Annotated in this window: 17 protein-coding genes and 1 other RNA gene; 4 read left to right on the top strand and 14 right to left on the bottom strand. The window is 73.2% G+C overall.

What is annotated here, in order from left to right; genetic code table 11:
* Nucleotides 1–107: 107 nt before the first annotated feature.
* The 5 genes from AB0D49_RS30115 to AB0D49_RS30095 form a co-directional block, all read right to left on the bottom strand.
* Nucleotides 108–734 (bottom strand): hypothetical protein, encoded by a 627-nt coding sequence (locus tag AB0D49_RS30115; RefSeq protein ID WP_362763234.1) that lies wholly within the window; start codon nucleotides 732–734, stop codon nucleotides 108–110.
* Nucleotides 735–908: 174 nt separating this feature from the next.
* Nucleotides 909–2264 (bottom strand): acyltransferase, encoded by a 1356-nt coding sequence (locus tag AB0D49_RS30110; protein ID WP_362763231.1) that lies wholly within the window; start codon nucleotides 2262–2264, stop codon nucleotides 909–911.
* Nucleotides 2261–4450 carry a glycosyltransferase gene (locus tag AB0D49_RS30105; RefSeq protein WP_362763228.1) on the bottom strand — a complete coding sequence of 730 codons (2190 nt, stop codon included), beginning with the start codon at nucleotides 4448–4450 and terminating at the stop codon, nucleotides 2261–2263. The genes AB0D49_RS30110 and AB0D49_RS30105 overlap by 4 nt, the downstream gene beginning before the upstream one ends.
* The gene (locus AB0D49_RS30100; protein ID WP_362763225.1) at nucleotides 4450–5547 is read right to left on the bottom strand and encodes a hypothetical protein; all 1098 of its coding nucleotides are present in this window, start codon (nucleotides 5545–5547) and stop codon (nucleotides 4450–4452) included. The genes AB0D49_RS30105 and AB0D49_RS30100 overlap by 1 nt, the downstream gene beginning before the upstream one ends.
* 672 nt (nucleotides 5548–6219) lie before the next feature.
* A complete protein-coding gene (locus tag AB0D49_RS30095; RefSeq protein ID WP_362763223.1) occupies nucleotides 6220–7185 on the bottom strand; it encodes a LysR family transcriptional regulator in 966 nt (321 codons plus the stop codon).
* Nucleotides 7186–7695: 510 nt separating this feature from the next.
* Here AB0D49_RS30095 and AB0D49_RS30090 point away from each other — a divergent pair.
* The gene (locus AB0D49_RS30090) at nucleotides 7696–8850 is read left to right on the top strand and encodes an MFS transporter (RefSeq protein ID WP_362763534.1); all 1155 of its coding nucleotides are present in this window, start codon (nucleotides 7696–7698) and stop codon (nucleotides 8848–8850) included.
* A gap of 110 nt (nucleotides 8851–8960) precedes the next feature.
* Here AB0D49_RS30090 and ssrA read toward each other — a convergent pair.
* From ssrA to ftsE, 5 genes are all read right to left on the bottom strand, one after another.
* Nucleotides 8961–9358, bottom strand: a transfer-messenger RNA (tmRNA) gene (ssrA, locus tag AB0D49_RS30085).
* 296 nt (nucleotides 9359–9654) lie between these two features.
* Nucleotides 9655–10134 (bottom strand): SsrA-binding protein SmpB, encoded by a 480-nt coding sequence (smpB, locus tag AB0D49_RS30080; RefSeq protein WP_362763220.1) that lies wholly within the window; start codon nucleotides 10132–10134, stop codon nucleotides 9655–9657.
* A 157-nt stretch (nucleotides 10135–10291) separates the two neighbouring features.
* On the bottom strand, nucleotides 10292–11458 hold the full coding sequence (locus AB0D49_RS30075) for a S41 family peptidase (RefSeq protein ID WP_362763217.1): 1167 nt from the start codon (nucleotides 11456–11458) through the stop codon (nucleotides 10292–10294).
* Between the two features lie 67 nt (nucleotides 11459–11525).
* On the bottom strand, nucleotides 11526–12443 hold the full coding sequence (ftsX, locus tag AB0D49_RS30070; RefSeq protein WP_362763214.1) for a permease-like cell division protein FtsX: 918 nt from the start codon (nucleotides 12441–12443) through the stop codon (nucleotides 11526–11528).
* A gap of 95 nt (nucleotides 12444–12538) precedes the next feature.
* The gene (gene ftsE, locus AB0D49_RS30065; RefSeq protein ID WP_362763211.1) at nucleotides 12539–13228 is read right to left on the bottom strand and encodes a cell division ATP-binding protein FtsE; all 690 of its coding nucleotides are present in this window, start codon (nucleotides 13226–13228) and stop codon (nucleotides 12539–12541) included.
* Between the two features lie 382 nt (nucleotides 13229–13610).
* On the opposite strand from ftsE, the gene AB0D49_RS30060 reads away from it, so the two are divergent.
* Nucleotides 13611–13802: a hypothetical protein gene (locus AB0D49_RS30060; protein WP_362763209.1), complete on the top strand. Its 192-nt coding sequence runs from the start codon at nucleotides 13611–13613 to the stop codon at nucleotides 13800–13802.
* A gap of 182 nt (nucleotides 13803–13984) precedes the next feature.
* Here the strand turns inward: AB0D49_RS30060 and AB0D49_RS30055 are convergent, their stop codons facing one another.
* The 4 genes from AB0D49_RS30055 to AB0D49_RS30040 all read right to left on the bottom strand — a co-directional run bounded on the left by AB0D49_RS30055 (nucleotide 13985) and on the right by AB0D49_RS30040 (nucleotide 20337).
* The gene (locus AB0D49_RS30055; RefSeq protein ID WP_362763206.1) at nucleotides 13985–14572 is read right to left on the bottom strand and encodes a hypothetical protein; all 588 of its coding nucleotides are present in this window, start codon (nucleotides 14570–14572) and stop codon (nucleotides 13985–13987) included.
* Nucleotides 14573–14894: 322 nt separating this feature from the next.
* A complete protein-coding gene (gene prfB / locus AB0D49_RS30050; protein WP_362763204.1) occupies nucleotides 14895–16001 on the bottom strand; it encodes a peptide chain release factor 2 in 1107 nt (368 codons plus the stop codon).
* A 1061-nt stretch (nucleotides 16002–17062) separates the two neighbouring features.
* Entirely contained in the window at nucleotides 17063–18313 is a 1251-nt protein-coding gene (locus AB0D49_RS30045) for a serine/threonine-protein kinase (protein ID WP_362763201.1), read from the bottom strand.
* A gap of 302 nt (nucleotides 18314–18615) precedes the next feature.
* Complete coding sequence (locus AB0D49_RS30040) at nucleotides 18616–20337, bottom strand: serine/threonine-protein kinase (RefSeq protein WP_362763198.1); 1722 nt, start codon at nucleotides 20335–20337, stop codon at nucleotides 18616–18618.
* A gap of 609 nt (nucleotides 20338–20946) precedes the next feature.
* On the opposite strand from AB0D49_RS30040, the gene AB0D49_RS30035 reads away from it, so the two are divergent.
* Nucleotides 20947–24468 carry an FHA domain-containing protein gene (locus AB0D49_RS30035; protein ID WP_362763531.1) on the top strand — a complete coding sequence of 1174 codons (3522 nt, stop codon included), beginning with the start codon at nucleotides 20947–20949 and terminating at the stop codon, nucleotides 24466–24468.
* 454 nt (nucleotides 24469–24922) lie between these two features.
* Nucleotides 24923–26323, top strand: coding sequence for an ABC transporter substrate-binding protein (locus tag AB0D49_RS30030; protein ID WP_362763194.1), 1401 nt, complete (start codon nucleotides 24923–24925; stop codon nucleotides 26321–26323).
* Nucleotides 26324–26359 lie beyond the last annotated feature (36 nt).

The raw sequence follows: 26359 nt of genomic DNA, 5'->3' as shown, positions 1-26359 counted from the left end.
ACGGTAGGGAGACGTCGTTTCGGCCCTGTGGCAGCCGGTGACCGGGGAGGAACGTTGCTCTCACTCGGGGGTGGGGGCGGGTGAGAGATGGGGACGGGGCGGGGCGCTCAGGGGGTCGGGAAGGGGGTGCCCGGCTGGTCGAGCCGCGGATCGGCGGGGACGTAGCGGAGGCGTCCCTCGGCGTCGGTGACGGGTTCCAGTCCGGCGGCGCGCATCCTCGCCTTGTGACGGGCCTGGAGCCGGGGTTCGACCTGGAGCACGAGCAGCAGCACCAGGCCGAGGAGCGTCGCACCGCAGAGCGCGGCGACGGTGACGACGGTCGAGTCGTCACGGAAGCGGTACATGATCGCGGCGGTGACCGGGACGAGGAAGACGCTCGACAGCACGATCCGCACCCGGCCGCTCATCGCCGTCCGGAGGTCCCAGCTGATCCGCATCCGGAGCAGTTCCACGTCCTCGGGCGCCAGCGGCGGCAGCGGCCCGCCCGACGCGGCGGCGGGGTACCGGGCGTGGTGCGCGGCGGCCAGCGCCCGGCCCTGTGGGCTGTGGTCGGGCAGCAGCCTCAGGTACAGGACCTCGTGCCCCTGCGAGGCGTCCGCGTACCGGTAGCCGAACTGTTCGGCGAGACAGGCGAGCCGGGCCATGGTCCTGAACCCGGCGAAGCGGATGGGCAGGTGGACGGGGCGGCCCTCGGCCATCTCCCGGAACATCCTCTTGACCAGGCGTTTGCGCATCGGCGGTCCTCCCCCGTCCGTCAGGCCGCACCACACGTCGACGCCCAAACCGTACACAAGTACGCCGGTCACCCGGACACTCGGACACCAGGTCACCCGGTCACCCGGACACCAGGTCACCAGGTCACCCGGACACCTCGACGCCTGGAGACCCGGTGGAACCGCCCCGTCCGGTCAGCCCCGGCGGCGGCGGTCGGTGGCCGTCCGGCGTCCCGTGTCGCGGCCGTCCGGCCACAGCCGTGGGCGGCGTTTCGCGGCGATGTCCTCGACCCAGCCCACCGTCACGACGGCCAGGCCGATCAGGGGCCAGACCAGGAGGAACATCAGGAGGGTGTAGGTGGAGTCGAGCGCCGAGACCGCGCCCTCGCTCTGGAGGAACGGCAGGTCGTAGGCGAGGTCGATGAGCGGGACCGTGGCCATGATCAGCATGTTGTGCCACAGATAGATGGTGACCGCGCGGTTGTTGGAGAGGGTGACGAGCTTGTCCCACCTGGCCAGGCGGCCGGGCAGTTCCCGCCAGGAGGGCGAGTAGAGGAGCAGGATCACCACGAAGCCGAAGGACCAGGTGGCCTGGGCCAGCGGGATGTCGTTCAGGTCCCAGCCGTCCGGGCCGAGATGACCGGACGCCCACCACAGTCCGAACGCCATCACCAGCGTGGCGCAGGAGACGGCCGCGTAGCGCGGGACGCGGGTGAGCAGGCCCTCGTGGTGGGCGAAGCCCAGCACCCAGCAGCCGCCGTAGACCGCGAAGTCCGTCACCGCGTTGCCGGTCTCTCCGGGGATCGTCACCAGTCCGGTCCCGACGACCGCCGTCAGGCCGAGCGGAGCGAGCAGCGTCACCCACGGCGCCCGGCGGAAGGCCCACAGCAGCAGCGGCGAGGCGATCACGAACCAGAGATACGCCCGCAGGTACCACAGCGGTCCGGCCGCCTGCACCGCCCAGGTGTCCTCCAGCAGACCGGACTTGGAGCCGATCTGCCAGGGGAAGGGCGGTGCGCCGACCGGGAAGATGTAGTTCAGGACCTTGACCCAGCCCCAGGTGGAGCCGTCGCCGCCGCTCCCCGGGTCCCATCCGCCCGCGAACAGCAGCACCAGCAGCACCGCCGCGAACGCCCACATCGGCGGCAGCAGCCGGCGGACCCGGCCCCGGATCACGCCCCACGCCGGACGCTTCAGCGACCGCGCCATCAGCGAGCCCGCCAGCGCGAACATCACGCCCATCGACGGGAACAGCACGGTCAGCCAGGCCCAGCCGAACAGGTGGTACACGACCACGCGGACCAGCGCGATCGAGCGCAGCAGATCCAGATAGCGGTCCCGGCCGCCGCCGCCCGCCTTGGCCGGTGCCGCGTCGACGGTCGGCGCGGCGGTGTCCGCCGACAGCCCAGTGACGGTATCCGCCGACAGCCCGGTGGCGGTGTCCGCCGACAGCCCGGTGGCAGCGTCCCGCTGCTCCGGAACGCCGTACCCGGGCGCCGCCGCGCCCGGACCGGTCGCGTACGGGGAGCCGGGAGGGTAGGGGTTCGTCATGCCACCGGCCTCCGGTCGTCACTGGCCGCGTGGCGCTGTCCGGGCACCGCTCCGCCGGGCGCGCCCACCGCGCCCGTACGCCGCAGCTTCTGCCAGCGCAGCCGGCCGCCGGTGAGGGCGGTGATCCAGGACTGGAGCAGTACGACGTACATGAGCTGGCGGTACAGGATCTGCTGGAGGGGCAGCGAGATGAGATGGGTCATGCGCTCCCGGTCCAGCCGGAAGGCGTACGCCGCGCAGACCGCCTGGATGGCGAGCACACCGAGCCACGCGCCGACCGTCTTCTCCGTCGGCCCGAAGATCAGCCCGTACAGCAGGAAGACGTCGATGAGGGGCGCCAGGAGCGGGGCCAGCACCATGAAGAGGGAGACGAGCGGGAGCCCGACCCGGCCGAAGCGACCGGAGGGACCCCGGTCCACCAGCGCCCGCCGGTGCTTCCAGATCGCCTGCATGGTGCCGTACGACCACCGGTAGCGCTGCGACCACAGCTGCTGCACGGACTCGGGGGCCTCGGTCCAGGCGCGGGCGTTCTCCGCGTACACCACCCGCCAGCCGTCGCGGTGCAGGGCCATGGTGATGTCGGTGTCCTCGGCGAGCGTGTCGTCGCTCATACCGCCGACCCGTTCCAGCGCCGAGCGGCGGAACGCGCCGACCGCGCCGGGGATGGTCGGCATACAGCGCAGGATGTCGTACATCCGGCGGTCCAGGTTGAAGCCCATCACGTACTCGATGTGCTGCCAGGCGCCGATCAGCGAGTCACGGTTGCCGACCTTGGCGTTCCCGGCCACCGCGCCGACCCGCGGGTCGCCGAACGGCTGGACCAGTTCGCGGACGGTCGCCGGTTCGAAGACGGTGTCGCCGTCCATCATCACGACGATGTCGTGGCGGGCGTTGGCGAGCCCCCGGTTGAGGGCGGCGGGCTTGCCCGCGTTGAGCTGGCGCACCACCCGTACGTTGGGCAGTCCCAGCGACTCCACGATCCGGGCCGTGCCGTCGCTCGACCCGTCGTCGATGACGATCACCTCGATCGGGTGCTCACTGGCCATCAGCGAACGGACGGTGTTCTCGATGCACTTGGCCTCGTTGTACGCGGGCACCAGCACCGACACCGGCTCGGTGACCGGCGGCCCCCAGCTGAAGCCGCGCCGCCGCACCCGGCGGGCGTGCACCGCGGAGAGCAGCAGCATCAGCAGGAACCGCCCGATGACCAGCGAACCGACCACCGCGAGACCGGCCACCAGGGCGTCGGTGATCTTCTCGGACGCCTGGACCAGGAAGATCCACGCCTTGCCCTTCCACAGGTCGACGCCGGTGACCTCGCTGTGGGCGCTCGGCGCGTCCAGGGCCTCGGTGAGGTTCTGGAACCGGTAGCCGCGCTCTTCGAGGTCGGGCAGCATCCGGTCCAGCGCGGCCACCGTCTGCGAACGGTCGCCACCGGAGTCGTGCATCAGCACGATCGCGCCCCGCCCGTGCTTCGGCGTGGCCCGCTCGATGATCTCCGAGACCCCGGGCCGCTTCCAGTCCTCGCTGTCCGTGTTGTTGACGACGGTGATGTAACCGCGCGAGCCGATGTACTCGGTGACCGGCCAGGACTTGTCGTCCATGGCGTCGGCGTACGAGGAGTAGGGCGGCCGGAACAGGGAGGTGCGGATGCCGGCCGCGCCGGTGATGGCGAGCTGGTTCTGCGACAGCTCCCAGTCGATCCGGCTCTTCGACTGGTAGGAGAGGTCCGGGTGGTTGAAGGTGTGCAGCCCGATCTCGTGGCCCTCGTCCACCATCCGGCGCACCAGATCCGGGTAGCGCGAGGCCATGGTGCCGGTGACGAAGAAGACGGCGTGCGCGTCGTGCTTCTTCAGGACGTCGAGGACGCGCGGTGTCCAGACCGGGTCCGGGCCGTCGTCGAAGGTGAGGACCAGCCGGTGGTCGGGCACCCGCAGGCTGGTCGGTTCGGCGCCACGGGTGTCGATGACCGGGCCGCCTTCGAGGACCCGCTCGGGCACATGGTCGGCGGCGACCGGGTCCTGGACCCGGTGGTCGGCCAGGATCTCGCTGTGCACATACCCCCGCAGCATCAGCATCGCCATCAGGGCGACCAGGACGAGCGTGGGCAGCAGCAGCCTCATGGGCAGGCGGCGGCGCCGGGGGCCGGAGCGGGCGGACGCCCTGCGGCGGGAGCGGGTTGCCATCAGAGCACGTACTCCGGGGACGGGGAGGAGAGGGAGAGCGGGGTGGTGGACAGCCGCGGGGCGGCGATGAGGAGCGGGGCGCGCCCGGTGGACGGGACGGCCGCGCGGAGCGCCGCGGTGGCCTCGCCGTCGCCGTCGCCCTCGGCGTTGGTGGACAGGGCGTCCGCCGCGCCGCCCTGTACGGCCGTGTCGCTGCCCGTGCCGCCGCCCGCCTCGCCGCCCTCGGCGGGGGTCTCGCTGGGGCCGGGGCTCTGGGAGCCGGTGGGCGGGTCGGTCGGGGTGCCCGGGTCGGGCGAGGTGGTGGCCGGGGACGAGGTCTGGGTGCCGGGGCCGGTGGGGAGGCTGGGCCGGGAGGTGGGGCCGCCGGTCGCCGCCGGGGGCTCGGGCTCGCCCGAGGTGCCGGGGTCGGCGGAGGCGGTGGCCTCGTCGGTGGCGGTGGGGTCGGCGCCGGGCGAGGCGGTGGTGTCCTCGCTCGCCGACGCGGACGCCTCGGACGCGTCGGCGCTCGGGTCGGCGGACCCGGCCGACGTCTCCGGCAGCGGAGTGGTGTCCACCTGCCCGGCCGGTTGTCCGTCCTGCTGCCCCGGAACCGGCAGCCAGGGCGCGTTGGAGTTCCCGGAGAGCAGCGTGGCGACGATGACGACCGCGTAGACGGCACAGGCCACCGCCACCGCCATGCCGATCCGCCGGTAGCGACGGCTGCGCCGCCCGGTCTCGTCGACGAACACCGGTCCGTCGCCCGCGTCGGGCGCGTCCCCGGGCGCGGCGCGCACGACGCCGCCCTCCCCGACCTGCACGGCGTCCATTTGGACGGTGACTTCGTGCGGGTCGTGGGCGTGGGCGGCGGCTTCGCCCGCGGGGGCGGCGGGGGTGTGGGCGTGCGGGGCGTTCTCGCTCGCGGAGGTCGCCGGGTCGTAGGCGTGCGGGGTGCCGGCGCTCACGGGGGCCGCCGGGTCGTAGCGGTGCGGGGCGCTGGCGCTCGCAGGGGCCGCCGAGTCGTAGCGGTGCGGAGCGCCCTCGCTCACCGGGGCCGCCGGGTCGCCGGGCTCCGCCCACGGGTCACGCGGGGGCGTGCCGACCGGTGTACGCGGCAGCACCTCGGTCGCTCCGGCCAGGGGTACGCCCCAGGAGCCGACGGTGGGCGTGTCGGTCGTGGCGGAGGGGGGAGGGGGCGCGGGGCGCTCGGCGTCCGGAGTGGACGGGGCGGGTTCACCGGTGCCGGTGCCTGTGGTGGTGCCAGTGGCGGGCTCTGTGAACGCCCGTCCTTCCGGCCCCGTCCCCGGGGACCGCCGCGGCTCGAACGCGCGGAACGGCTCCTGGCGGAAGGGGTCCTGGTGTATCGGGTCCCCATGTACGGCGTCGTGGAACGGCTCCGTATGTTCCGTACGTATCGGGTCCCGCCGCACCGGCTCCTGTCCCGCCCCGGACGGCCGCGGCTCCCAGATCCCCCGAGCGCCGCCCCGTCCGCCGTCTGAGTCCCCCTCCGTATCGGCGTCCCCGTCCCCGGTGTCGTCCCCGGAAGCGCGGGTCGGACCTCCCGTGGCCGATATCTCCCCCGTCCTGGCACCGGGCGCGGGCCATTCCGGTTGGGCGTCTTCTCGCCAATTGTTCACGTGCGCACTTCCCCCCACGGGACAGTTCCGGAAGCGCGGACGACCCCGAGCACCCGTCGACCGAACCAGGCCCCCACCCGGCTCCAGCGCCCCCATTACCACACCGTGCTCGCGCCATGAATGTAGCGCACGTGCGGGATCGGTGTTCGCCGCGTGTCAGCCATGGACGTTCATCACCGCGGAATCCATGGCCGGAATCCATCCCCCGACCGGTCGTCTGAGCCACCCCTCGTCCGCCGCGAGCAGGGACGCCGCCCGGCGCAGCGCGGTGAGCCCCGGATGCACCAGCCCCTTTCGCCAGACGAGCGAGACCGGCGACAGCGGCACCGGGTCGGTCAAGGGCCGGTGCACGGTTCCGGGCATGGCCGGAAACTCCTGCACGACGAGGATCGGATTGCCGGTCTTCGCCATCATCCGCTGGAACTCCTCCTCGCCGATCGCCAGCGGATGGGGTGACGCGACCTCGACGCCATGTCCCTCGAACAGGCGACGCGCGAGGTCCGTCCACTCCGGTGTCCGTGGATTGCCCGCCCCGGCGTACACCTGCTCCCCGGCCAGTTCGGCGAGCGGCACCCGGTCCCGTCCGGCCAGCCGGTGCGCCACCGGCAGCAGCACCGCCATTGGCTCGAACCGCACCGGCTGCTGCTCAAGCCCGGCCCGCAACACCGGATCGAGCCCGGCGAACCGTCCGAAAGAAACGTCGAGACGCCCGGCGAGCACCTCCCCCGCCGCCCCGGTGAGACCGCTCTCGTAGCGGGCCATCAGCTCCACGTCCGGCGCCAGTTCCCGGGCCCGCAGCAGCACCCGCCGGGCCGTGCCCACGCCCGGCGAGTTCACATCCACCAGCAGCGGCCGGGCCTGGCCGAACGCGGCGGTCAGCTCGTCCTGCGCCCGCAGCACCCGCCGCGCGTACGGCAGCAGCCGCTCCCCGTCCCCGGTGAGCGTCACCTGACGGGTCGTCCGTACGAACAGCTCCGCGCCCACCTCCCGCTCCAGCCGCCGTACGTCCCTGCTGAGCGCCTGCTGTGCCACATGGCGCCGGGCGGCGGCCCGGGTGAAGTGCAGTTCCTCCGCCACGGCGACGAAGGAGCGGAGCAGGCGGGGGTCGATGTCGGCGGGCATCCCGGCAAGGTACCGCGGGATTCACAACCACAGCGCGTGAATTACCGGTCAGAAGGTGTTGGACCCGGCCACCGGACGCGGTCGACCGTAGAGGCCATGCCGCAACCGCCCTACGCCCGCCGCCGCCCACCCGCCAGCCCAGGTGTCACCCCCCTCGTCACCGCCGACAGCCTGGTCGCGGCCGACTTCCGGCCTCGGGGACGCTCCCTCGGACGGTCCGGCGGACGTCCCCGTGACTGCCCCTGTGGGGGTTCCCAGGGGACGTGCCCTGGATGTTCCTGTGGGGGTTCCCAGGGGACGTCCCCCGGATGTTCCTGTGGGCGCTCCCAGGGGACGTCCCCCGGATGTTCCCGTGGAGGTTCCCAGGAGACGTCCCCCGGATGTTCCCGTGCGAACTCCCATGGGACCTCCCCCGGCCGTTCCCGTGGACGCTCCCGTGGACGGTCCCGTCGGGCCCACCGGTCCGTCCGGCCGCCGTCCGCCCCCGGCCCCTACCGCCGCCTCTTCGCCCTGCCCGGCACCAGGGCCTTCACCGCCGGCAATCTGCTGGCCCGGCTGCCGGCGGGCATGTTCAGCGTGAGCGCGGTCGTGATGATCGCCAGTGCGTACGACTCGTACGCCCTCGCCGGTGCGGTGACCGCGACCGGGCTCGCCGCGACCGCGTTCGTCGCCCCCTGGATCGCCCGGCTGGTCGACCGGTACGGCCAGGCGCGGATCGCCGTACCGGCCGCCCTGTGCGCGGTCCTCGGCAGCCTCGCCCTGGTGCTCTGCGTCCGGTACGACGCCCCCGCCTGGACCCTGTTCGCCGCCTACGCCGCCACCGCGACCACCCCGAACATCGGCGGCATGTCCCGCGCCCGCTGGGCGCATCTGCTGGCGGACGACCCGAAGGCCCTGCACACCGCGAACTCCTTCGAGCAGTCCGCCGACGAGTTGAGCTTCATGCTGGGGCCGGTGCTGGCCGCGTTCCTGTGCGGCACGTTCTTCCCGGAGGCGGGCACGCTGACCGGGGTGGTGCTGCTGGTGAGCGGGGTGCTGCTGTTCACGGCACAGCGCTCGACCGAGCCGCCGCCCCGCCCGGCGACCACGTCCGGCTCACCGCTGCGGGCGCCCGGGATGGCGCCGCTGCTGGTGATCTGCCTGGCCATGGGCGCGGTGTTCGGTTCCATGGAGGTGGTCACGCTGGCCTTCGCCGACGCAACCGGGCACGCGGCGTGGGCGGGGGCGGTCCTGGGGCTCCAGGCGGCGGGGTCGTTCGCGGCGGGGCTGGCCTTCGGGGCGCTGCGGCTGACCGGGCCGCCGGAGAGGCGCTACCCGTGGTGCATCGCCGCGATGACCGCGCTGCTCACGCTGCCGCTGCTCGCCGCGTCGCTGACCGGCTCGCTGGCACTGGTGGCGGTGGCGCTGCTGATCGCCGGGATGGCGACCGCGCCGACGATGATCACAGGCATGACCCTGGTCCAGCGGCGGGCCCCGGCGGACCGGCTCAACGAGGCCATGACCCTCGCCGTCACCGGGCTGCTCGCGGGCATCGCGTGCGGCGCGGCGACCGGCGGCTGGGTCGCCGAGCACCTCTCCCCCACGGCCGGGTACGGCCTCCCGGCCACGGCGGCGGCCGTAGCCCTGCTGCTGGCCCTGCGGCCGGGCAGCCGGGCAGGCGCATAGAGAGGTCGGGGGGGGAGCCGGGCGGGCGGCGGGCCGGTGGCTCCGGGTGACCGGCGACGGACACACCGAGGGCCCGGCAGTCGGTGACTGCCGGGCCCTCGCCATGGAGATCGTGGAGATGGCGGGAATCGAACCCGCGTCCAACGGTGCGGAACCAGGGCTTCTCCGTGTGCAGTCCGCTTCGATTTTCTCAGCCCCGGCGATCACGCGGACAAGTCTCCGACGGGCTCAGTCACTGTTTGGTTTCCCTCTTCACCCCGTGACCAGGATCAAGGTTTAGTCCCCTAGATGATGTCAGGACCCGGGTCGGGAACAGCCCCGGACTGACACTCCCTTAGTAGGAGGCTCGCTCGCGCTGCCTATCAGGCAGCGAGGGCGAAGACCTGCTGGGAGGAATCGCGCTTGGAAGTGGCGATTATTTTTTTCGGCCTGTGGTTTACGAGATCATGGCCGCTTTCTCGACACGCTTCCCCTGCTTCGACAACCGCTGTCGAAACCGATCATCCCCATGTGGTGTTTTCAATCATCGCACCGTCCGAAGCGGCGCTTGTTCCATCGTACGGGATCAACGGGACGGCTTGCCAGCGTATTCCCGGCGACGCCCGGGTGACGACGGTCGTTCGACCACCGCGACACCTTCGATCACCGCCTCGCGCACGCTCGATCACCTGAGCCACATGCCCTTGATCGCCCGATCTGGGCGTTCTTGATCGTTCAATCAGGTACGGACACCGGAACCGCGCATACGACCACCAGAGCCCCCCGAACGGTCGCTCCCGGCCCGCGCCGCGGATCCGGCCCGGCTCAGGCCCGCTGTCGACGCCGTACCGCCGAGATCGCCCGTTCCGTCTCACGCCGGTCCTGCTTCTCGCGCAGGGTCTGCCGCTTGTCGTACTCCTTCTTGCCGCGGGCCAGCGCGATCTCGACCTTGGCACGGCCGTCCTTGAAGTACAGGGCGAGCGGCACGATGGTGAAGCCGGTCTCGCCGGACTTGGCCTCCAGCTTGTCGATCTCCATCCGGTGCAGCAGCAGCTTGCGCTTGCGGCGGGCCGTGTGGTTGGTCCAGGTGCCCTGGCTGTACTCGGGCACATGCACGTTGTAGAGCCACGCCTCGTGCCCGTCGAGCTGGACGAAGCCGTCGGCCAGCGAGGCCCGGCCCTGGCGCAGCGACTTCACCTCGGTACCGGTGAGGACCAGCCCGGCCTCGTAGGTGTCGATGATGTGGTAGTCGTGCCGCGCCTTCTTGTTCTGCGCGATCAGCTTGCGCCCTTTTTCCTTAGCCATAGTGCGGACCATTTTCGCACTAGGCGGGGGGTGACGGGGAAGCGATTATGCGGTCCCGCGCGGGACCGGCCCCGGGCCGCCGCGCCACTGCGCCCCGCACGCGCCGCGCCACTGCCCCGCTCGCTCGCCGCGCCGAAGCCACCCCGCCGCCGTGCCGCTACCGTCCCAGCCCCGCGAGGACCGTCTCAGCGCGGTCCAGCGCCCCGGTGTCCGCCTCCAGGTCGGGGGTGATGCCCTTGCCGTCGACGGCGCGGCCGGCCGGGGTGCGGTAGTGGCCGACGGTCAGCTCGGCGACCGAGCCGTCCGGCAGCGGCGTCGGCATCTGCACCGAGCCCTTGCCGAAGGTGCGGGAGCCGACGACCACCGAGCGGCCCCGGTCCTGGAGGGCGCCGGTGACCAGCTCGGCCGCGCTCATGGTGCCGCCGTCGACCAGGGTGACCAGCGGCCGGGCGGTGTCGCCGCGGCCCTCGGCGTGCAGCGCCTGCTCGGCGCCCTCGACGTCGTACGTGGCGACCAGACCGCCGTCCAGGAAGGCGGAGGCGGCGGTGACGGCCTCGGTGACCAGCCCGCCGGAGTTGCCGCGCAGATCGAGGACGACCCCGGCGCCGCCGGGCGCCTCCCGTACGGCGTCGCGCACGGCGTCGCCGGAGCCCTTGGTGAAGGCGGCCACCTTGATCACGGTCACGCCGCCGGGCAGCTCGTCCACCGTGACCGAGTCGGTGGACAGCCGGGCGCGTCGCAGCAACTGCTGCCATGTGCGCGTGCCCCGCTCCAGTCCGAGCCGGACGCCGGTGCCGACCGCCGCGTCCTGGGCGTCCCCGCGCAGCAGCGAGACCACCTCGGTGACCGGGAGACCGGCGACGCTGCGGCCGTCGATGCTCACCAGGCGGTCCCCCGCGCGGATGCCCGCCGTGGCGGCGGGTGAGCCGGTGGAGACCTCGGTCACCTCGATCCGGCCGTCCCGCTCGCGCCGCGCGGACACGCCGACGCCCGTGTACCCGCCGTCGAGGGCCTCCTCGAACTCGGCGTACTCGCCCTCGGTGTAGACGGCGTCCCAGCGCTCGCCGCTGCGGCTGACGGCCCGCTCGGCGGCCTCCATGGGGGACTTGCCCTCGGCCATGGCCTCGGCGGCGGCCTCGGCGACACCGTCGCGCCCGGCGGGGGCGGCGGCGCGGGTGGTGCCGGGGTCGGGGTCGCCGCGGCGTTCTCCGACCGGCAGCGAGCCGGTCGCGGCGCCCGCCACCAGGACCCCGGCGAACACCAATGTCAGGGTGGCCCCGCGGCGGCGAGGGCGGGGCTGACAGAACAGGTCACGGCCTGACATGGCGGTGAGTCTAGGACAACGCGAAGGGCCGTACGGCCGGTTGCCCGTACGGCCCTCAGGGCGTGCGTCACACCTTCAGGTACTTGCGCAACGCGAAGAACGCGGCAAGGGCGGGCATCAGCAGGCTGGTCGCGAGGATCAGCGGCAGCTTGGCGAGGACCGCGTCCCAGCCGATGAAGTTGATCAGGTTGAGCTTCTCGGACAGGGCCAGCCCGTGATCGATGATGAAGTACCGGGCGAGCACCAGGAAGCCGCACGCCACCAGACCGCCGATGAGTCCGGCGACGGCCGCCTCCATGATGAACGGCGCCTGGATGTAGAACCCGGACGCGCCGACCAGCCGCATGATGCCGGTCTCCCGCCGCCTGCTGAACGCGGACACACGTACGGTGTTCACAATCAGCATCAGCGCCACCACCAGCATCAGCGCCATGATCGCCAGTGCGGCGGCGTTCATGCCGTTGAGCAGTTCGAACAGGTTGTCCAGGATGCCCTTCTGGTCCTGCACCGACTGCACACCGTCCCGCCCGTTGAAGGCGGTCGCGATCACCTGGTACTTCTCCGGGTCCTCCAGCTTGATCCGGTAGGACTCCTGCATCTGGTCCGGGGTGAGGGAGCTGGCCAGCGGGGAGTCGCCGAACTGCTCCTTGTAGTGCTTGTACGCCTGGTCCTGCGTCTCGTGCGTCACCGTGTCGACGACGGACATCTTCTCCAGGTCGGTGAGGATCTGCGTCTTCTGGTCCTCGGTGACCGCGCCCTTGGCGCAGTTCGGATCGGACTCGGCGTCCGACTTGTTGCAGAGGAAGACGGAGACGTTGACCTTGTCGTACCAGTAGCCCTTCATGGTGTTGATCTGGTCGCTCATCAGCAGCGAGCCGCCGAACAGGGCCAGGGACAGGGCGACCGAGACGATGACGGCGAAGGTCATCGTCAGATTGCGGCGGAGACCGACTCCGATCTCCGACAGGACGAACTGGGCGCGCATGGCGTCTGGTTAAGCCTTTCCGTGGACGTCTGCGGGGCTGCGGGCGGCCCGGGGGCCTGCGCCGCGTCCCGCGGGCCGGTGGGGCCCGGGGCGGGTCAGTGCTGGTAGCCGTAGACGCCGCGGGCCTGGTCGCGGACGAGGCGGCCCTTCTCCAGCTCGATGACGCGCTTGCGCATCTGGTCCACGATGTTCTGGTCGTGCGTCGCCATCACCACGGTGGTGCCGGTCCGGTTGATCCGGTCGAGCAGCTTCATGATGCCGACGGAGGTCTGCGGGTCGAGGTTGCCGGTCGGCTCGTCGGCGATCAGCAGCTTGGGCCGGTTGACGAAGGCCCGCGCGATGGCCACGCGCTGCTGCTCACCGCCGGACAGTTCGCCCGGCATCCGCTCCTCCTTGCCGCCGAGCCCGACCAGCTCCAGGACCTGGGGCACGGACTTGCGGATCTCGCCGCGCGACTTGCCGATGACCTCCTGGGCGAAGGCCACGTTCTCGGCGACCGTCTTGTTCGGCAGCAGCCGGAAGTCCTGGAAGACCGTCCCGAGCTGGCGGCGCATCTGCGGCACCTTCCAGTTGGACAGCCGGGCGAGGTCCTTGCCCAGGATGTGCACCTGGCCATGGCTGCACCGCTCCTCGCGGAGGATCAGCCGCAGAAAGGTGGACTTTCCGGAGCCGGAGGACCCCACGAGGAACACGAACTCGCCCTTCTCCACTTCCAGGGACACATCCCTGAGTGCGGGGCGGGTCTGCTTGGGGTAGACCTTGGAGACATTGTCGAATCGGATCACGGATGCACCACGGGTCGCCGGGGGTAGATGTGCGTGACCATACGCGACCGGGGCTCACCCCCGCAGTCACCGGTCCCGGTTGCGCGATGCTTGTGCCTTTTTGTACGGCTGTCTTTTTGCAGTGCGGCTATGCACGGCCGTCCTTGTGTACGGCGCTCCGGGGCGGCCCCACATGTACGGCGCTCCGGGAGCGGGTCCTCGGGTACGGCGCTCCGGGGGCGGCCCCGCGCGGTGGCCCGTACCGCCGTGCCGTACGACGAGGTGACCCACTCCCGGCGTCGGGACGCGGCGTCCGGCGGAACCTGGCACAGTGGAGTAGGGAACGTTCACGGACTCACAACCGTTGGAACGGGTGGACCGAACCCGTGAGGAGGGCGAGCGCATGACGTACGACCGGCTGGTGTGCGCGAACTGTGCCGCGCCCGTGAGTGAGGGCCGCTGCCCCGTGTGCCGGGCCAACCGCCAGCGGCTGCGGCAGGACAACCTCTTCGCGGGCCTCAACCCGGCGACGCTGATCACCCTGCTGGCGGTGCTGATCGCCGCCGTGGCGCTGCTGGCGCACCAGACCGCGTAAGCCGCGCAAAAAGGGCCCCCGCCGGGCCCGGAGAACGCCGAAAGGGCCCGGAGCCGCCGCTCCGGGCCCTTTCGTGTTCCGGGTGCGTCTGAGCCGCACCCGGAGGCGGTTCCTGTGTCCACCGTCCGCGCACAGCCCCCTACGGGGTGCGCACGGACGGTCACTGTCACCGTCGGTGGCGGTCAGGCCGCCGTACCGCCACGGCCGGTCATCAGGCGCGGAAGCACCCGGAAGCCGACACCGCCGGCGATCATCGTCGCGGCGCCGATCACCAGGAAGGTGGTCTCCATGGCGCCCGTGTCGGCCAGCTCGTCGCCGCCGCCCTGCGGGGTGCTGCCGACCGGCGTCCGGGTACCGGTGTCGGTCAGCGAGGAGGAGCCCTGGTTCTGCGCGGACTGGCCGGAGCCGCCCTCGGGGCTCACCCCGCCGGTACCGCTGTCGTCCGAGGTCTGGCTCGGCGCCGGCTCGTTCGGCTCCTCTGGCTCCTCCGGCTCCTCCGGCTCCTCCGTCGGCTCGGTGGGCTCCTCCGTCGGGTCCGTGGGGACATCGGTCGGGACGCTGGGGCTCGGCGGCGGGGTCTCGGTGGGCGGGGTCTCGGAGGGCGGTCCCGTCGGCGGGGGCGTCGTCTCGTCGGCGGCGCACAGCACCCCGAGCAGGCAGTCGTCGGTGTCGGCCGCGGAAGCCGCGCCCGCGGCGGTCAGCGACGCACCGGCGGCGATCACGGCACCCGCCGCGAACCGCGCGACACGGACCCGTGTCTTCTTGGTCATCTGGTTGCTACCCCCAGTAGCTCATCGTCAGAGAGGGGCGGCGTTTCGGGGCCGTGATCGACGGAGGTCACTGTGGTGGAACCCCCCGGTTCACATGCGCCCCAGGTAAAACGCATGCCAAGGGGCACCCTTCCGAGTTTTCACAGCAACGTCAAGGCCGTTGCGTACGCGATGTCCTGATAGGGGGCGAATGCCGGGGTGGACGGCGTGTGAGTGTGATGTAAAACCCAGACAACAGGGGCGAACGAAAGGCAACTGCCGCCGGGAGGGCGGCAGTTGCCTTGTCGACAAAGCGGCGTTCCGGGACGTCCCGGACGCCGTGCTACTTCTCCTGCTGCTTGCGCCAGCGAATCCCGGCCTCCAGGAAGCCCTCGATCTCCCCGTTGAACACGGCCTCGGGGTTGCCCACTTCGAACTCCGTCCGCAGATCCTTGACCATCTGGTACGGGTGCAGCACGTACGAACGCATCTGGTTGCCCCAGGAGTTGCCGCCGTCGCCCTTGAGGGCGTCCATCTTGGCCTGCTCCTCCTGGCGGCGCCGCTCCAGCAGCTTGGCCTGGAGGACGTTCATCGCCGTGGCCTTGTTCTGGATCTGGGAGCGCTCGTTCTGACAGGAGACGACGATGCCGGTGGGGATGTGGGTGAGGCGCACCGCGGAGTCGGTGGTGTTCACGCCCTGGCCGCCGGGTCCGGAGGAGCGGTAGACGTCCACGCGCAGCTCGGACTCGTCGATCTCGATGTGGTCGGTCTGCTCGACCACGGGCAGCACCTCGACCCCGGCGAAGGAGGTCTGGCGGCGCCCCTGGTTGTCGAACGGCGAGATCCGCACCAGCCGGTGGGTGCCCTGCTCGACGGAGAGCGTGCCGTAGGCGTACGGGGCCTGCACGGCGAAGGTGGTCGACTTGATGCCGGCCTCCTCCGCGTACGAGGTCTCGTAGATCTCCGTCTTGTAGCCCTTCTGCTCCGCCCAGCGCAGATACATCCGCTGGAGCTTCTCGGCGAAGTCGGCCGCGTCGACACCGCCCGCCTCCGCGCGGATGTTCACCAGCGCCTCACGGGCGTCGTACTCGCCGGACAGGAGGGTGCGGACCTCCATCTCGTCCAGCGCCTTCTTGACCGCGGCCAGCTCGGACTCGGCCTCGGCGCGGGTGTCCGGGTCGTCCTCCTCGTCCGCCATCTCGAACAGCACGGCGAGATCGTCGATCCGTCCGCGCAGCGCCTCCGCCTTCCTGACCTCGGCCTGGAGGTGGGAGAGCTTGCTGGTGATCTTCTGCGCCTCGTCGGGGTTGTCCCACAGAGACGGCGCTGCCGCCTGCTCCTCAAGCAGGGCGATGTCCGCCCTCAGCTTGTCGAGGTCCAGGACGGCCTCGATCGACTCCATGGTCGAGGAGAGGGACTTGAGCTCTTCGGATACGTCGACGACTGCCACGTCCCCCAGCGTAACGGCTCCGCCGATGGACCAGCGCCGGGCGTGAGGCCTTGGGGGGTGGTTACGGGGAGTGACGGGGGGAGGTGGGGTCCGCGCGGGGCGGGGTGCCGGGAGGCGGTGCTGGGGGGTGCTGGGGGAGGTGGTGCTGGGAGGTGGTGCTGAGGGGTGCTGGGAGAGGTGGTGCTGAGGGGTGGTGCTGGGTGGTTGCTGGTTGGGTGCCGACGGTGGTGGTGCTGGGGGACGCCCGGGGGGTGGTGGCGCTGGGGGGTGCTAGTTGGGTGTGGGGCGGTGGCGCTGGGGGAGGTGGCTGGCGAGGGGCGGTCTGGGGACGGAGTCCAGCGCGTGGGAGGACCGGAGCGCCTGGCCCAGGACAGAGTCCCCGGAGAGGGAACCAAGGCGGTGCTCTTGGGGACGGGCGTCCCTGTGCGGGACGAGGGCGGCGCGGCCTCCGGAGCGAAGCCCCGGGTCGAACGTCCGAAGCACAGGATCCGGAGGCGGAAGCCCCGAGACAGGGGTCCCCAGGGCACGTGGCCCCCGGTCCGGGACTCCACTCCGGGACCCCACTCCGGGACGGAGCCCCAAGGGCCGAGCGTCCGAGCGCAGGACCCGAGGGGGAATCCAGGGCAGGAGTCCAAGGGGCGCCCCTTGCGGGGGAGGGTCCTGGCTCAACCGCCACGGTTTTTGGCCGGACGCCTCGGGGGCGCCTTGGGGCGAGGGTCCCGGGGCAGGGAGCGGGGTCTCCTCCAGGGCCAGGCCCGCGAGCCTGGCCTCTGAAGCGCCGGGCCGGGGGCGGACCCTAGGGGCGGGATCCAGAGTGCCTCCCCCTCGGGGGGCGGGAATGGAGTCTCCCCCGAGGCGGAGCCCCAGGACGGGAGTCCGAGGCAAGGGCCCAGGGCGCCCCAGCGCGGGGTCCGGGGCAGCGCCCCTGAAGCGGGCGTCTGGAGGCGGAGCCGCCAGACGGGGCCAAGGGCAGGGCTTCGGCGCGCCGGGTTGTGAGGGGCGGGGGTACCAGGGGCCCTCCCCTGGGGATGGGACGGGCAGGGGCGGCGGGGGCGAGGAATCTAGGGACCCGCCGGGGCCGAGTGTTCCGTCTCGCCAGGCGTGCCCTCACCGTCCGCCGAGGCCAGCCACGCACCGACCCCCACCGCCGCCACCAGCGCCACCGCCCCCGCGCCCAGCGCGACACGCCGACGCCGCGTCGCGGCGCGGTTCCGCGCGGAGCCCGGCCGCGGCGCCCCCGGCGCCCTCGGCACCCGCGCCGTCCCGTGCGCGCCCCCGGCCAGCTCGTCCGGCGCGGGGACCCTCATCGACGTATGCGTGTCCCGGTTGGAGTCGGGCTGGGCGCCGCGCACCAGCGGCACCGCCCCGCGCCGCTCCCGCGCGGTCGGCTCCACGCCCCCGGCGTCCCGGTCCCGCTCCCCCGCCGCGGGCGCCACCGGCTCCGCCTCGACGTCCGTGTCGGGCTCGTCCACGTCCAGCGGCGGCAGCCCGGCCAGCGAGGGGAGCTGCTCCCGCAGCCGGACGGCCAGCTCCGAGGCGCGCAGCCGGGACGCGGGGGCCTTGGCCAGGCACTGGATGATCAGCTGCCACAGTTCCTCGGGGATACCGGGCAGCGGAACGACCGTTTCCGTCACATGCCGCCGCAGCACCGCCCCGGGGTGCCCGCCGCCGAACGGAGTGAAGCCGGCCAGCAGTTCGTACAGGACCGTCGCGAGGGCGTAGATGTCGACGGCCGCGCGGGGCGGCAGTCCCTCGACGATCTCGGGGGCGAGATAGTCCGGTGTCCCGATGATCTTCGTGGCACGGGTGCGCCGCGCCGTGTCGATCAGTTTGGCGACGCCGAAGTCGGTCAGCAGCGCGCGGTGCGAGCCGCCGGGGCCGAGCGGTCCCTGCATGTCCAGCAGCACGTTCTCGGGCTTCACGTCGCGGTGGACGACCCCGGCCCGGTGCGCCGCCGCGAGGCCGTCCGCCACGTCGGCGACGATCGCCACGGCCGCCTCGGGGGCGAGCCGCCGCTCCCGCTCCAGCCGGGTGCGCAGATCGGTGCCGCGGACCAGGTCCATGACGAGGGCGAGGTCGTTGCCGTCGACCACCAGGTCCCGTACGGAGACCACGTTCGGATGCTCCAGGCCGAGCAGGGCGGTGCGCTCCTGGACGAAGCGGGAGACCAGCTCCTGGTCGGAGGCGAGATCCTCGCGCAGCATCTTGATGGCGACGGGCCCCTCGGGTCCCTCGCCCAGCCACACCGTGCCGGCGCTGCCCCGCCCCAGGATCTGGTTCGCGGTGTACCGGCTGCCGATCTTCCGTGCCAAGACTGCTCCTACAGACGCGTGTTGCCGCCAAAACTACGCGTCCGACGGGCCAACCTTCACCGCGGAGGCGGAAATCACCCACCGGATGTCGACAAAGCGACCGAGTGGCGTGGTTGCGGGGCCGTCCGGTGGCCCGGTCGTCCAGCGGGTCCGGTCGTCCGATCAACAGGGGCCGGGCACCTGGAGCCCGGCCCGTTCGTCGGCCGGTCCGTCAGACCGGCCTTCCGGACGGGGTCCCCATGTCCGGCCCTCAGGCCGGGCCCTCATGTCCTGTCCTCAGGCCCGGCTCCGTGGCCCGGCTCTCAGGCCGAGCTTCCGCCCCCGAGGTCGCCGATCCAGCCGGTGATCGTGGTGAACCAGTCGGTGAGCTGGTCCCAGTACCCCTTGCCCGTGCCGATCCAGTCCTGGAGCGGGCTCAGCTCCCAGATCAGCCAGCCGGCCACGAACAGGATGACGACCGTGAACAGACAGCCCTTGAGGCAGCCCAGGCCCGGGATGCGCATCGGATTGGCGCTGCGCTGGCGCGGCTCTCGGGGCTCACGCTGCGGACGGGTCTGCTGCGGCGTGGGCGGCGGCGCGTACCGCTGAGGCTGGTGCGGCTGCTGAGGCTGCGGCGGCGCGGGCGCGTACTGCTGAGGCTGGTACTGGGGCTGCTGATGCGGATGGCCGTACCCGGGCGGTGGCGGCGCCTGCTGCGGCCGGGGCTGCGGCTGCCGGTGAGGCGGCTGCTGGGGCGGCTGCTGCGGGGCGGCCTGCCGCTGAGGGCGGCGGCGCAGCGGGTCCTGGCTGGGGTCGAGGTACTGGACCTGGGTCTGCTCGTTGCGGTCACGGGCGGCCCGCAGCTGGTTCTGCCAAGGGTGCGGCTCGTCGCCCTGGGGCGCGCCGCCGGGCTGTCCGGGCGGCACCGGAGGCAGGACGGCCGTGGGATCGGCTCCGCCCCGCCCCGGTGCGCCGGTGCTGGGCAGTACGGCGGTGGGGTCGGCGGCGCCCGAGGGCCCGCCGGTGTGGGGCAGGACACTGGTCGCCGCGTTGGGGTCGTACGCGCCCGGCGCGCCGTGCGGAAGCACCTGGGTCGGGTCGGCGGCCCCGGGCGTGTCGGGCACGGTCGTCGGCGACGGGTCCGGGGCGAGCAGCGCGGAGACGCCCTCGGCGGCGGCGATCTGCGCGGAGTTGGCGTGCACCCCGATGCCGTCGGCGACGACGCGCAGACCGCGTGCGAGGTTCTCGGCGCTGGGCCGTTCGTCGGGGTTCTTGCGAAGGCAGCGCTCTATGACCGTCCACAGTGGTTCGGGGACGGTGGACGGGCGGCGCGGCTCGGCGCTCAGATGCTGGTGCAGTACTTCGAGCGCGCTGCCGCCGGAGAACGGCGGGCGGCCGGTGACCAGCTCGTACAGCAGGATTCCGGCGCCGTAGACGTCGACGGCGGAGGTCTGCGGGCGGCCCTCGGCGGATTCGGGCGCCACATACGCGGGCGTTCCGACGAATTCATGGGTGCGGGTCAGGCCGGGCGAGTCGGCCAGCCGGGCGATGCCGAAGTCGGTGAGCATCGGGTGCATCTGGCCCTGGTACTGCTTGAGCAGCACGTTCGCGGGCTTCAGGTCGCGGTGGACGACACCGTCGGTGTGGCTGGCGGCGAGCGCGTCGGCGACCTGGGCGGTCAGCAGGGAGGCGGCGACCGGTGTGAGGGGGCCGTTCTCGCGGAGATAGCGGTGCAGGTCGGGGCCGTCGATCAGGTCCATGACGAGGGCCAGCAGTTCGCCCTCCACGACCAGGTCGCGCACCCGCACGATGTTGGGGTGGGTCAGCCTGAGCAGGACGGAACGCTCCCTGAGGAAGCGCATCACCACGTCCGGGTCGCCCGCCAGCTCCTCCTTGAGGACCTTGATGGCGACGGTCTCGCCGGGCTGACCGGGCACGGCCGCCTCGGCGCCCGCGGTCTCACGCTGGCGGGCGCGCCAGACGGTGCCTGTGGCGCCGCGTCCGAGCGGCTCCTCCAGGAGGTACTTGCTGCCTACCGGCCGCACGTCATGCGCTCCCTGTTGCTTGCCGGCCACCTGCTCGCCGCTTGCCTGGCTGGTCCGTACACCGCGCGAAGTGTGCTACGGGTGTCCGACCCACTGTAGTGCCGCCCGCCTGTGGCCGGGCTGTCGTCGATACCGCGCCCGGCGCCGGCCGCGGGCGCCGTTCCGCTCCGCCGCTCCTTCCCGCCTCTTCCCGAGGGCGTGCCCAGGGGGCGCGCCCGGAGCTGTGCCCACCGGCGGTCCGGCGGGCGTCCGGACGGGGCCCCGACAGGTCCTCGACGGGTCCACGCCCGTGTTCGACGGGAAGACGCCCGGTCGGCCTGGTTGGTTGCCGAACACGGACGTGACCGATCTCAAATCGAGCGCGATTCGATCGCCGGTCGGTCCCAAGCGGACCGGCGCCGCGCAATGGACAGGCACTTTTGCGGGCAGAGCCGACCAATCAAGATCACTTGACGCCGGGCGGCGGGCGCGTTGTCGGCGGCAGGTGCGAGGATGCCTGTCAGTACTGGCCGACGCGCTCGTGCGGTGGGGGGAAGTCCGCGGTGGGGGACCGCGGTTCGGCCCGTCCCTTCTGCCCGGGTGCCCGCGCAGAAGGGACCGCTGGCGGCGATGCAGATCCGGCTGACCGTCGTAGACCCGCTCGGCCCGCCCTCCGAGACCCGTGGCCGCGCGGCGCGCTGCGACGTGCTGGTCACGGCCCCCGCCGGGACGGCCCTCGCGGCGGTGGCCTCGGCCCTGGCAGGGGCGGTCGCGGGCGAGGCGGGCGCCGATCGCGGTCCGGTGGTGCTCTTCACGGGCGCGCAGCGCCTGGACGCCCAGCGCTGCACGCTCGGCGAGCCGCCGCTGGTCGACGGCGCGGTGCTGTCCGTCGGCGCCCCCGCCGACCCGGAGCCGCATCCGGAGCTGGACGACGCGCCCGCCCGGCTGGACGTGATCGCGGGCCCGGACGCGGGCGGCGTCCATCTGCTGCACGGCGGGCAGGTCACCGTCGGCCGCTCCGCCGACGCCGATGTCCCCCTCGACGACCCGGACGTCTCACGGCTGCACTGCGCGGTCACCCTGGCCGACGACGGCCGCGCGGCGGTGGCCGACCTCGGCTCCACGAACGGCACGGCCCTGGACGGCCGCCGGGTCGGCCCCCGCGCGGTGCGCTTCGCGCCGGGGGCGCTGCTCAGGATCGGCGAGTCGGCGCTGCGGATCGCGCCACCGGGCGGTCTGGGCGCGCGGATGCGGACGGAGCCGGACGGCGAGGGGTATGTGCGGGTGTCGCCCGCGGAGGCGTCCACGGAGGGACCCGCCCCGATACCGGGGTCGGCTCCGGCGACCGGCCCCGCTCCGGGGACCGGCTCCGTCCCGACGGCCCGTTCCGCCCCGGGGACAGCGGCCGGTCCGGTGCCGGGGCCGTACGGCGCCGCCTCGGGGCCCGGCGCCGGGGACGCGCATGTCACGCACACCACGGCGGGCTGGGACGTGCAGGGTGCCCAGGAGCACGCGCCCGCCGAGCCGCCGATCGTGCCGGGACAGGGCAGGGCCCCACGGATCGAGAGCCGTCCGGGCGGGTTCGCCGGGGACTCCGGCGCGGCTCCCGGGGACGGCCGCGACGCCCCGCGCGGTGGCGCCCCCGGCCGCTCCCGGCACACGCCCCGCACCGGCGCCCCGGGAAGCGACGGCGACACACACGGGACCGGCGACTTGGGAACCGGCCCCGGCGCCCGCCCCACCGCCCGCGACGACACGCCGCCCCACACCCCCGGTACCCGCAAACGCGGCATCTCCGCGTGGGCCCGGCGGCTGGCCGGAGGCCGCGGCGAAGCGGCACCGGGCGGGACCGTGCCGTACGACGGCGAGACCGCCTACGCGCGGGAGACGCCCCCCGAGACGGCCGCCCCGCGCGACCCGGCCGCCGCCCCGCTGCCGGACACCTGGCCGGACCCGGCCGCGCTGCTGCTGACCGCACTGGGACCGGGCCCCCGGCTGTGGGAGCGCTCACCGGGCCACCCGGAGGCGCTCACCGTGCGGCTGGGCACCGCCGACCGTCCCGCGCCGGACGGCTCCGGGCTGCTGCCCGCCGTACCGGTGACCACCGATCTGCGTGAGGCGGGGGCGCTGGGCCTGGCAGGGCCGCGCCCCCGGCTCGCCGGGCTGGCCCGCGCGGTGCTGGCGCAGCTCGCCGCGCTGCACTCGCCGGACGGCCTGGAGATCGTCCTGATCAGCGCGGACCGCACCCGTCCGGTGCACGAGCGGACCGCCGAGTGGTCCTGGCTCGGCTGGCTCCCCCAGGTGCGCCCACGGCACGGCCAGGACTGCCGGCTGCTCCTCGCCTACGACCGCGAGCAGGCGGCGGCGCGCCTGGACGAGCTGCTGCGGGGCATGGAGGAGCGCCTCGCGGACGGCACGGTCCACTACGCCGTCCCCACGCGCGCGGGCGGGGCGCACCGGCCCGCGTGGGCCGTGGACGGCGTCGACGGCGAGGACGGCGACCCGGCCGCCGCCGCGGGCGTTCCGGGGCCGTACACGGTGGTCGTGGTGGACGGCGATCCGGGTGGTTCCGGGCTGCGGGACGCCCTCGCGCGGCTGTGCGCGCAGGGTCCCCGGGCCGGGATACATGTGCTGTGCCTGGCGGAGACGGCGGCGGGCGGGTCGGCGCCGGTGACGGAGATGTTCGAGGCGGCGTGCGCGGCGGCCCCGGTGTTCCGGGAGTGCGGTGCGGTCGCACTGCTCGGCGGGGACGTGGCGACCGCGCTGCGGCTGCTGCGGGTCGCGTCCGGCGAGCAGGGGCGCGGGCCGCTCGGGCAGGGCACGTCCGCCGCGGTGGACGCGGTGTCCCCGGCGTGGGCGGAGCGGTTCGCGCGGGCCCTGGCGCCGCTGCGGCCGGAGGGCACGGGCGGGGAGCGGCCCGCGCGGGTGTCGGCCCCGCTGCCGCAGACGGCCCGGCTGCTGGACGAGCTGGGGCTCGCGCGGGCCACCCCGGCGTCCCTGATGGCCCGCTGGGCGGACGCGGCCGACGACCGGCAGGCGGTCGGCGGGCGGGCCTGGGCGGTGCTGGGCGCGGGCCCGCGCGGGCCGGTCGGCGTGGATCTGGTGGCCGAGGGCCCGCATCTGCTGGTCGAGGGCCCGGCGGGCAGCGGCCGTACGGAGCTGCTGCGGGCGGTGGTGGCCTCGCTGGCGGCGGCCGAGCGCCCCGACCGGCTCGGCATGATCCTGATAGACGGACGGGACGGCGTGGGGACGGGCGGGGGCCCGGCGGACGGGCTGCGGGTCTGTACCGAGCTGCCCCATGTGACGACCCATCTCACGGTCAACGATCCGGTACGGATGAGGGAGTTCGCCCAGTCCCTGTCCGCGGAGCTGAAGCGGCGGGCGGAACTGGTGGGCCGTACGGACTTCACGGGCTGGCACGCGGCACACGCCCCCCATGCGGGGCACTCCGGGCACGCGGGCCACTCGATGCCGGGCCGGATCGGGCCGCAGCGGACGGTGGACAACGGTGGCCCGGGAGCAGGGCCCGGCAGGGACACGCCCACGGCGTCCACCGCGGCGGGGGACATAGACACCCCGCCCAGCTCGACCCTGCGGCTGCGCCCGGCGGCGGCGCGCAGACGCACGGAGACGCCCCCACCGCTGCCCCGGCTGGTGGTCGTCGTGGACGACCTGGACGCGCTGGTCTCCCCCGCGCTGGGCTCGCCCGGCCGTCCGGCGGCGGGGTCGGTGATGCGGGCCCTGGAGGCGGTCGCGCGCGAGGGCGAGCGGCTGGGCGTCCATCTGGTGTCGGCGGCGCATCCGGGCGGCCGTACGGCGGAGACGGAGCCGGTGCGGCGGGCGGCCCTGCTGGTGGAGCTGGAGACGCCGGTGGAGGGCCCTGAGGAGCCCGCGCCGGGACGGGGGCGGCTGACCGGGGGCGACGGGCGGGGAACGGCGTTCCAGGGCGGCCGGGTGACGGGCCGTATCCCGCGTACGGCGACGCTGCGGCCCACGGTCGTACCGGTGGAGTGGGAGCGCGCGGGCGACCCTCCGGCCCGGCGCCCGGTACGGGAGTTGGGCAACGGGCCGACGGACCTGGCGCTGCTGGCCAGCGCGTTGGAGCGGGCCGCGCGGGAGGTGTCGGCGCCTGAGGTGCCGTCGCTGCTGTAGTCCGGGCTCGTAGCGCGTCGGGGGGCTTGCGGCTCAGGGGGCGTCCGAGTCGGCGGCTGTCCGAGTCCGCGGCGTCGGTGTCCCCGCGCGTCGGAGTCCAGGGGGTTCGAGTCCGGCGGGTCGCAGACCAGGCGTCCAAGTCCGGGCGTGTCGGAGACCCTGGCGTCAGATCCAGGCGTGTCGTGGACCGGGCGCACATGCGCGTCCGGCGGCTCACAGATGGGGCGTTCGCTGCCGCTGTTACCGGCGTTGCGGATGCGACGTACGGGGCCCCACGCATCCGTACGCACCCGTACGCGTCCGCCCTGTCACCCGCTCCGCGCCGCCCCATCACGACGGGGTCACGATCGCGCTCTTGACACGACGTCCGCTCTTGCCGACCCCCGGCGCCCGGCGTAAACCAAACCGCACGTAGCGCTCGAACCTTCGACGAGATCCGAAGAACGGGGCCGTGATGCACTGCAAGAGCGACACCATCCGTCAGGTACGGACGTCCCGCACACGCAAAGCCGCCCGGCTGTCCGCCGCGTCCCTCGCGGCGGCCCTCGCCCTCTCGCTGACCGCCTGCGGGGGCGGGGACGACGGCGGGGGCGGGGGCGGGGAGAGCGCGGGCGGCGGCGAGACCGCCAGTACCGTCACCCTCCCCCAGCTCGACGGTCAGAGCCTCGAAGTCGCCGCCGTATGGACCGGGCCCGAACAGGCCAACTTCAAGAAGGTGCTGGAGGAGTTCGAGAAGCGCACCAGCGCCTCGGTCACCTTCGTCCCCGCCCAGGATCCGATCATCAACTTCCTCGGTTCCAAGATCGCGGGCGGGGCGCCGCCGGACGTGGCGATGCTGCCGCAGGTCGGCGCGATCCAGCAGGCCGTGGACAAGGGCTGGGCCACACCGGTCGGACCGGCGGCGAAGGAAGAGCTGAGCAAGAACTTCGCACAGGCATGGCAGGACCTCGGCGCGGTGGACGGCGAGCAGTACGGCGTGTATTACAAGGCGGCGAACAAATCCCTGATCTGGTACAACAACCAGGTTTTCGAGAACGCCGGGGCCACCGAGCCCACCACATGGGACGAGTTGCTGACCGCCGCCCAGACGATCTACGACTCCGGGGTCACACCGTTCTCGGTCGGCGGCGCGGACGGCTGGACGCTCACCGACTGGTTCGAGAACGTGTACCTCTCACAGGCCGGTCCCGAGAAGTACGACCAGCTCGCGCGGCACGAGATCCCCTGGACCGATCCTTCGGTCAAGGACGCGCTGACCGTGCTCGCCGGGATCTGGGGCAAGGCGGACTACATCGCGGGCGGCGCGGACGGGGCACTTCAGACCGAGTTCCCGGCGTCCGTGACACAAACGTTCACCGGAGGTGATCAACCGAAGGCCGGAATGGTCTTCGAGGGCGATTTTGTTCAGGTGAACATCGCGGAGACGGACGCCAAGGTCGGCACCGACGCCAAGGTGTTCCCGTTCCCGGCGGTCGGCGACACCGCGCCCGTGGTGTCCGGCGGCGACGCGGCGGTGATCCTGGAGGACTCCGAGGCCGCACAGGCGCTCGCCACCTTCCTGGCCTCCCCGGACGCGGCGGCCGTCCAGGCGAAGCTCGGCGGCTTTCTCTCGCCGAACAAGAACGTGGACACCTCCGTCTACCCGAACGAGGTGCAGCGCAAGATGGCCGAGGCCCTGGTCGCGGCCGGTGACGACTTCCGCTTCGACATGTCCGACCAGGCCCCGCAGGCGTTCGGCGGCACACCCGGTAAAGGCGAGTGGAAGATCCTCCAGGACTTCCTGAAGGACCCGTCCGACATCGCGGGCACCCAGGAACAGCTGGAGGCCGAAGCGGCCAAGGCGTACGGGAACTAGCGGCGATGGCATCGCCCGTGACGGCGGGGGACGGCA

The sequence above is a fragment of the Streptomyces sp. NPDC048290 genome (assembly GCF_040652095.1).
Lineage (GTDB): Bacteria > Actinomycetota > Actinomycetes > Streptomycetales > Streptomycetaceae > Streptomyces.
This window is presented reverse-complemented; position numbering and strand designations above follow the sequence as displayed.

Coding starts and splice junctions, on each gene's coding strand:
- AB0D49_RS30115 (WP_362763234.1), bottom strand. CDS start 734: ATGCGCAAACGCCTGGTCAAGAGGATGTTCCGGGAGATGGCCGAGGGC.
- AB0D49_RS30110 (WP_362763231.1), bottom strand. CDS start 2,264: ATGACGAACCCCTACCCTCCCGGCTCCCCGTACGCGACCGGTCCGGGC.
- AB0D49_RS30105 (WP_362763228.1), bottom strand. CDS start 4,450: ATGGCAACCCGCTCCCGCCGCAGGGCGTCCGCCCGCTCCGGCCCCCGG.
- AB0D49_RS30095 (WP_362763223.1), bottom strand. CDS start 7,185: ATGCCCGCCGACATCGACCCCCGCCTGCTCCGCTCCTTCGTCGCCGTG.
- smpB (WP_362763220.1), bottom strand. CDS start 10,134: ATGGCTAAGGAAAAAGGGCGCAAGCTGATCGCGCAGAACAAGAAGGCG.
- AB0D49_RS30075 (WP_362763217.1), bottom strand. CDS start 11,458: ATGTCAGGCCGTGACCTGTTCTGTCAGCCCCGCCCTCGCCGCCGCGGG.
- ftsX (WP_362763214.1), bottom strand. CDS start 12,443: ATGCGCGCCCAGTTCGTCCTGTCGGAGATCGGAGTCGGTCTCCGCCGC.
- AB0D49_RS30060 (WP_362763209.1), top strand. CDS start 13,611: ATGACGTACGACCGGCTGGTGTGCGCGAACTGTGCCGCGCCCGTGAGT.
- AB0D49_RS30055 (WP_362763206.1), bottom strand. CDS start 14,572: ATGACCAAGAAGACACGGGTCCGTGTCGCGCGGTTCGCGGCGGGTGCC.
- AB0D49_RS30035 (WP_362763531.1), top strand. CDS start 20,947: ATGCAGATCCGGCTGACCGTCGTAGACCCGCTCGGCCCGCCCTCCGAG.
- AB0D49_RS30030 (WP_362763194.1), top strand. CDS start 24,923: ATGCACTGCAAGAGCGACACCATCCGTCAGGTACGGACGTCCCGCACA.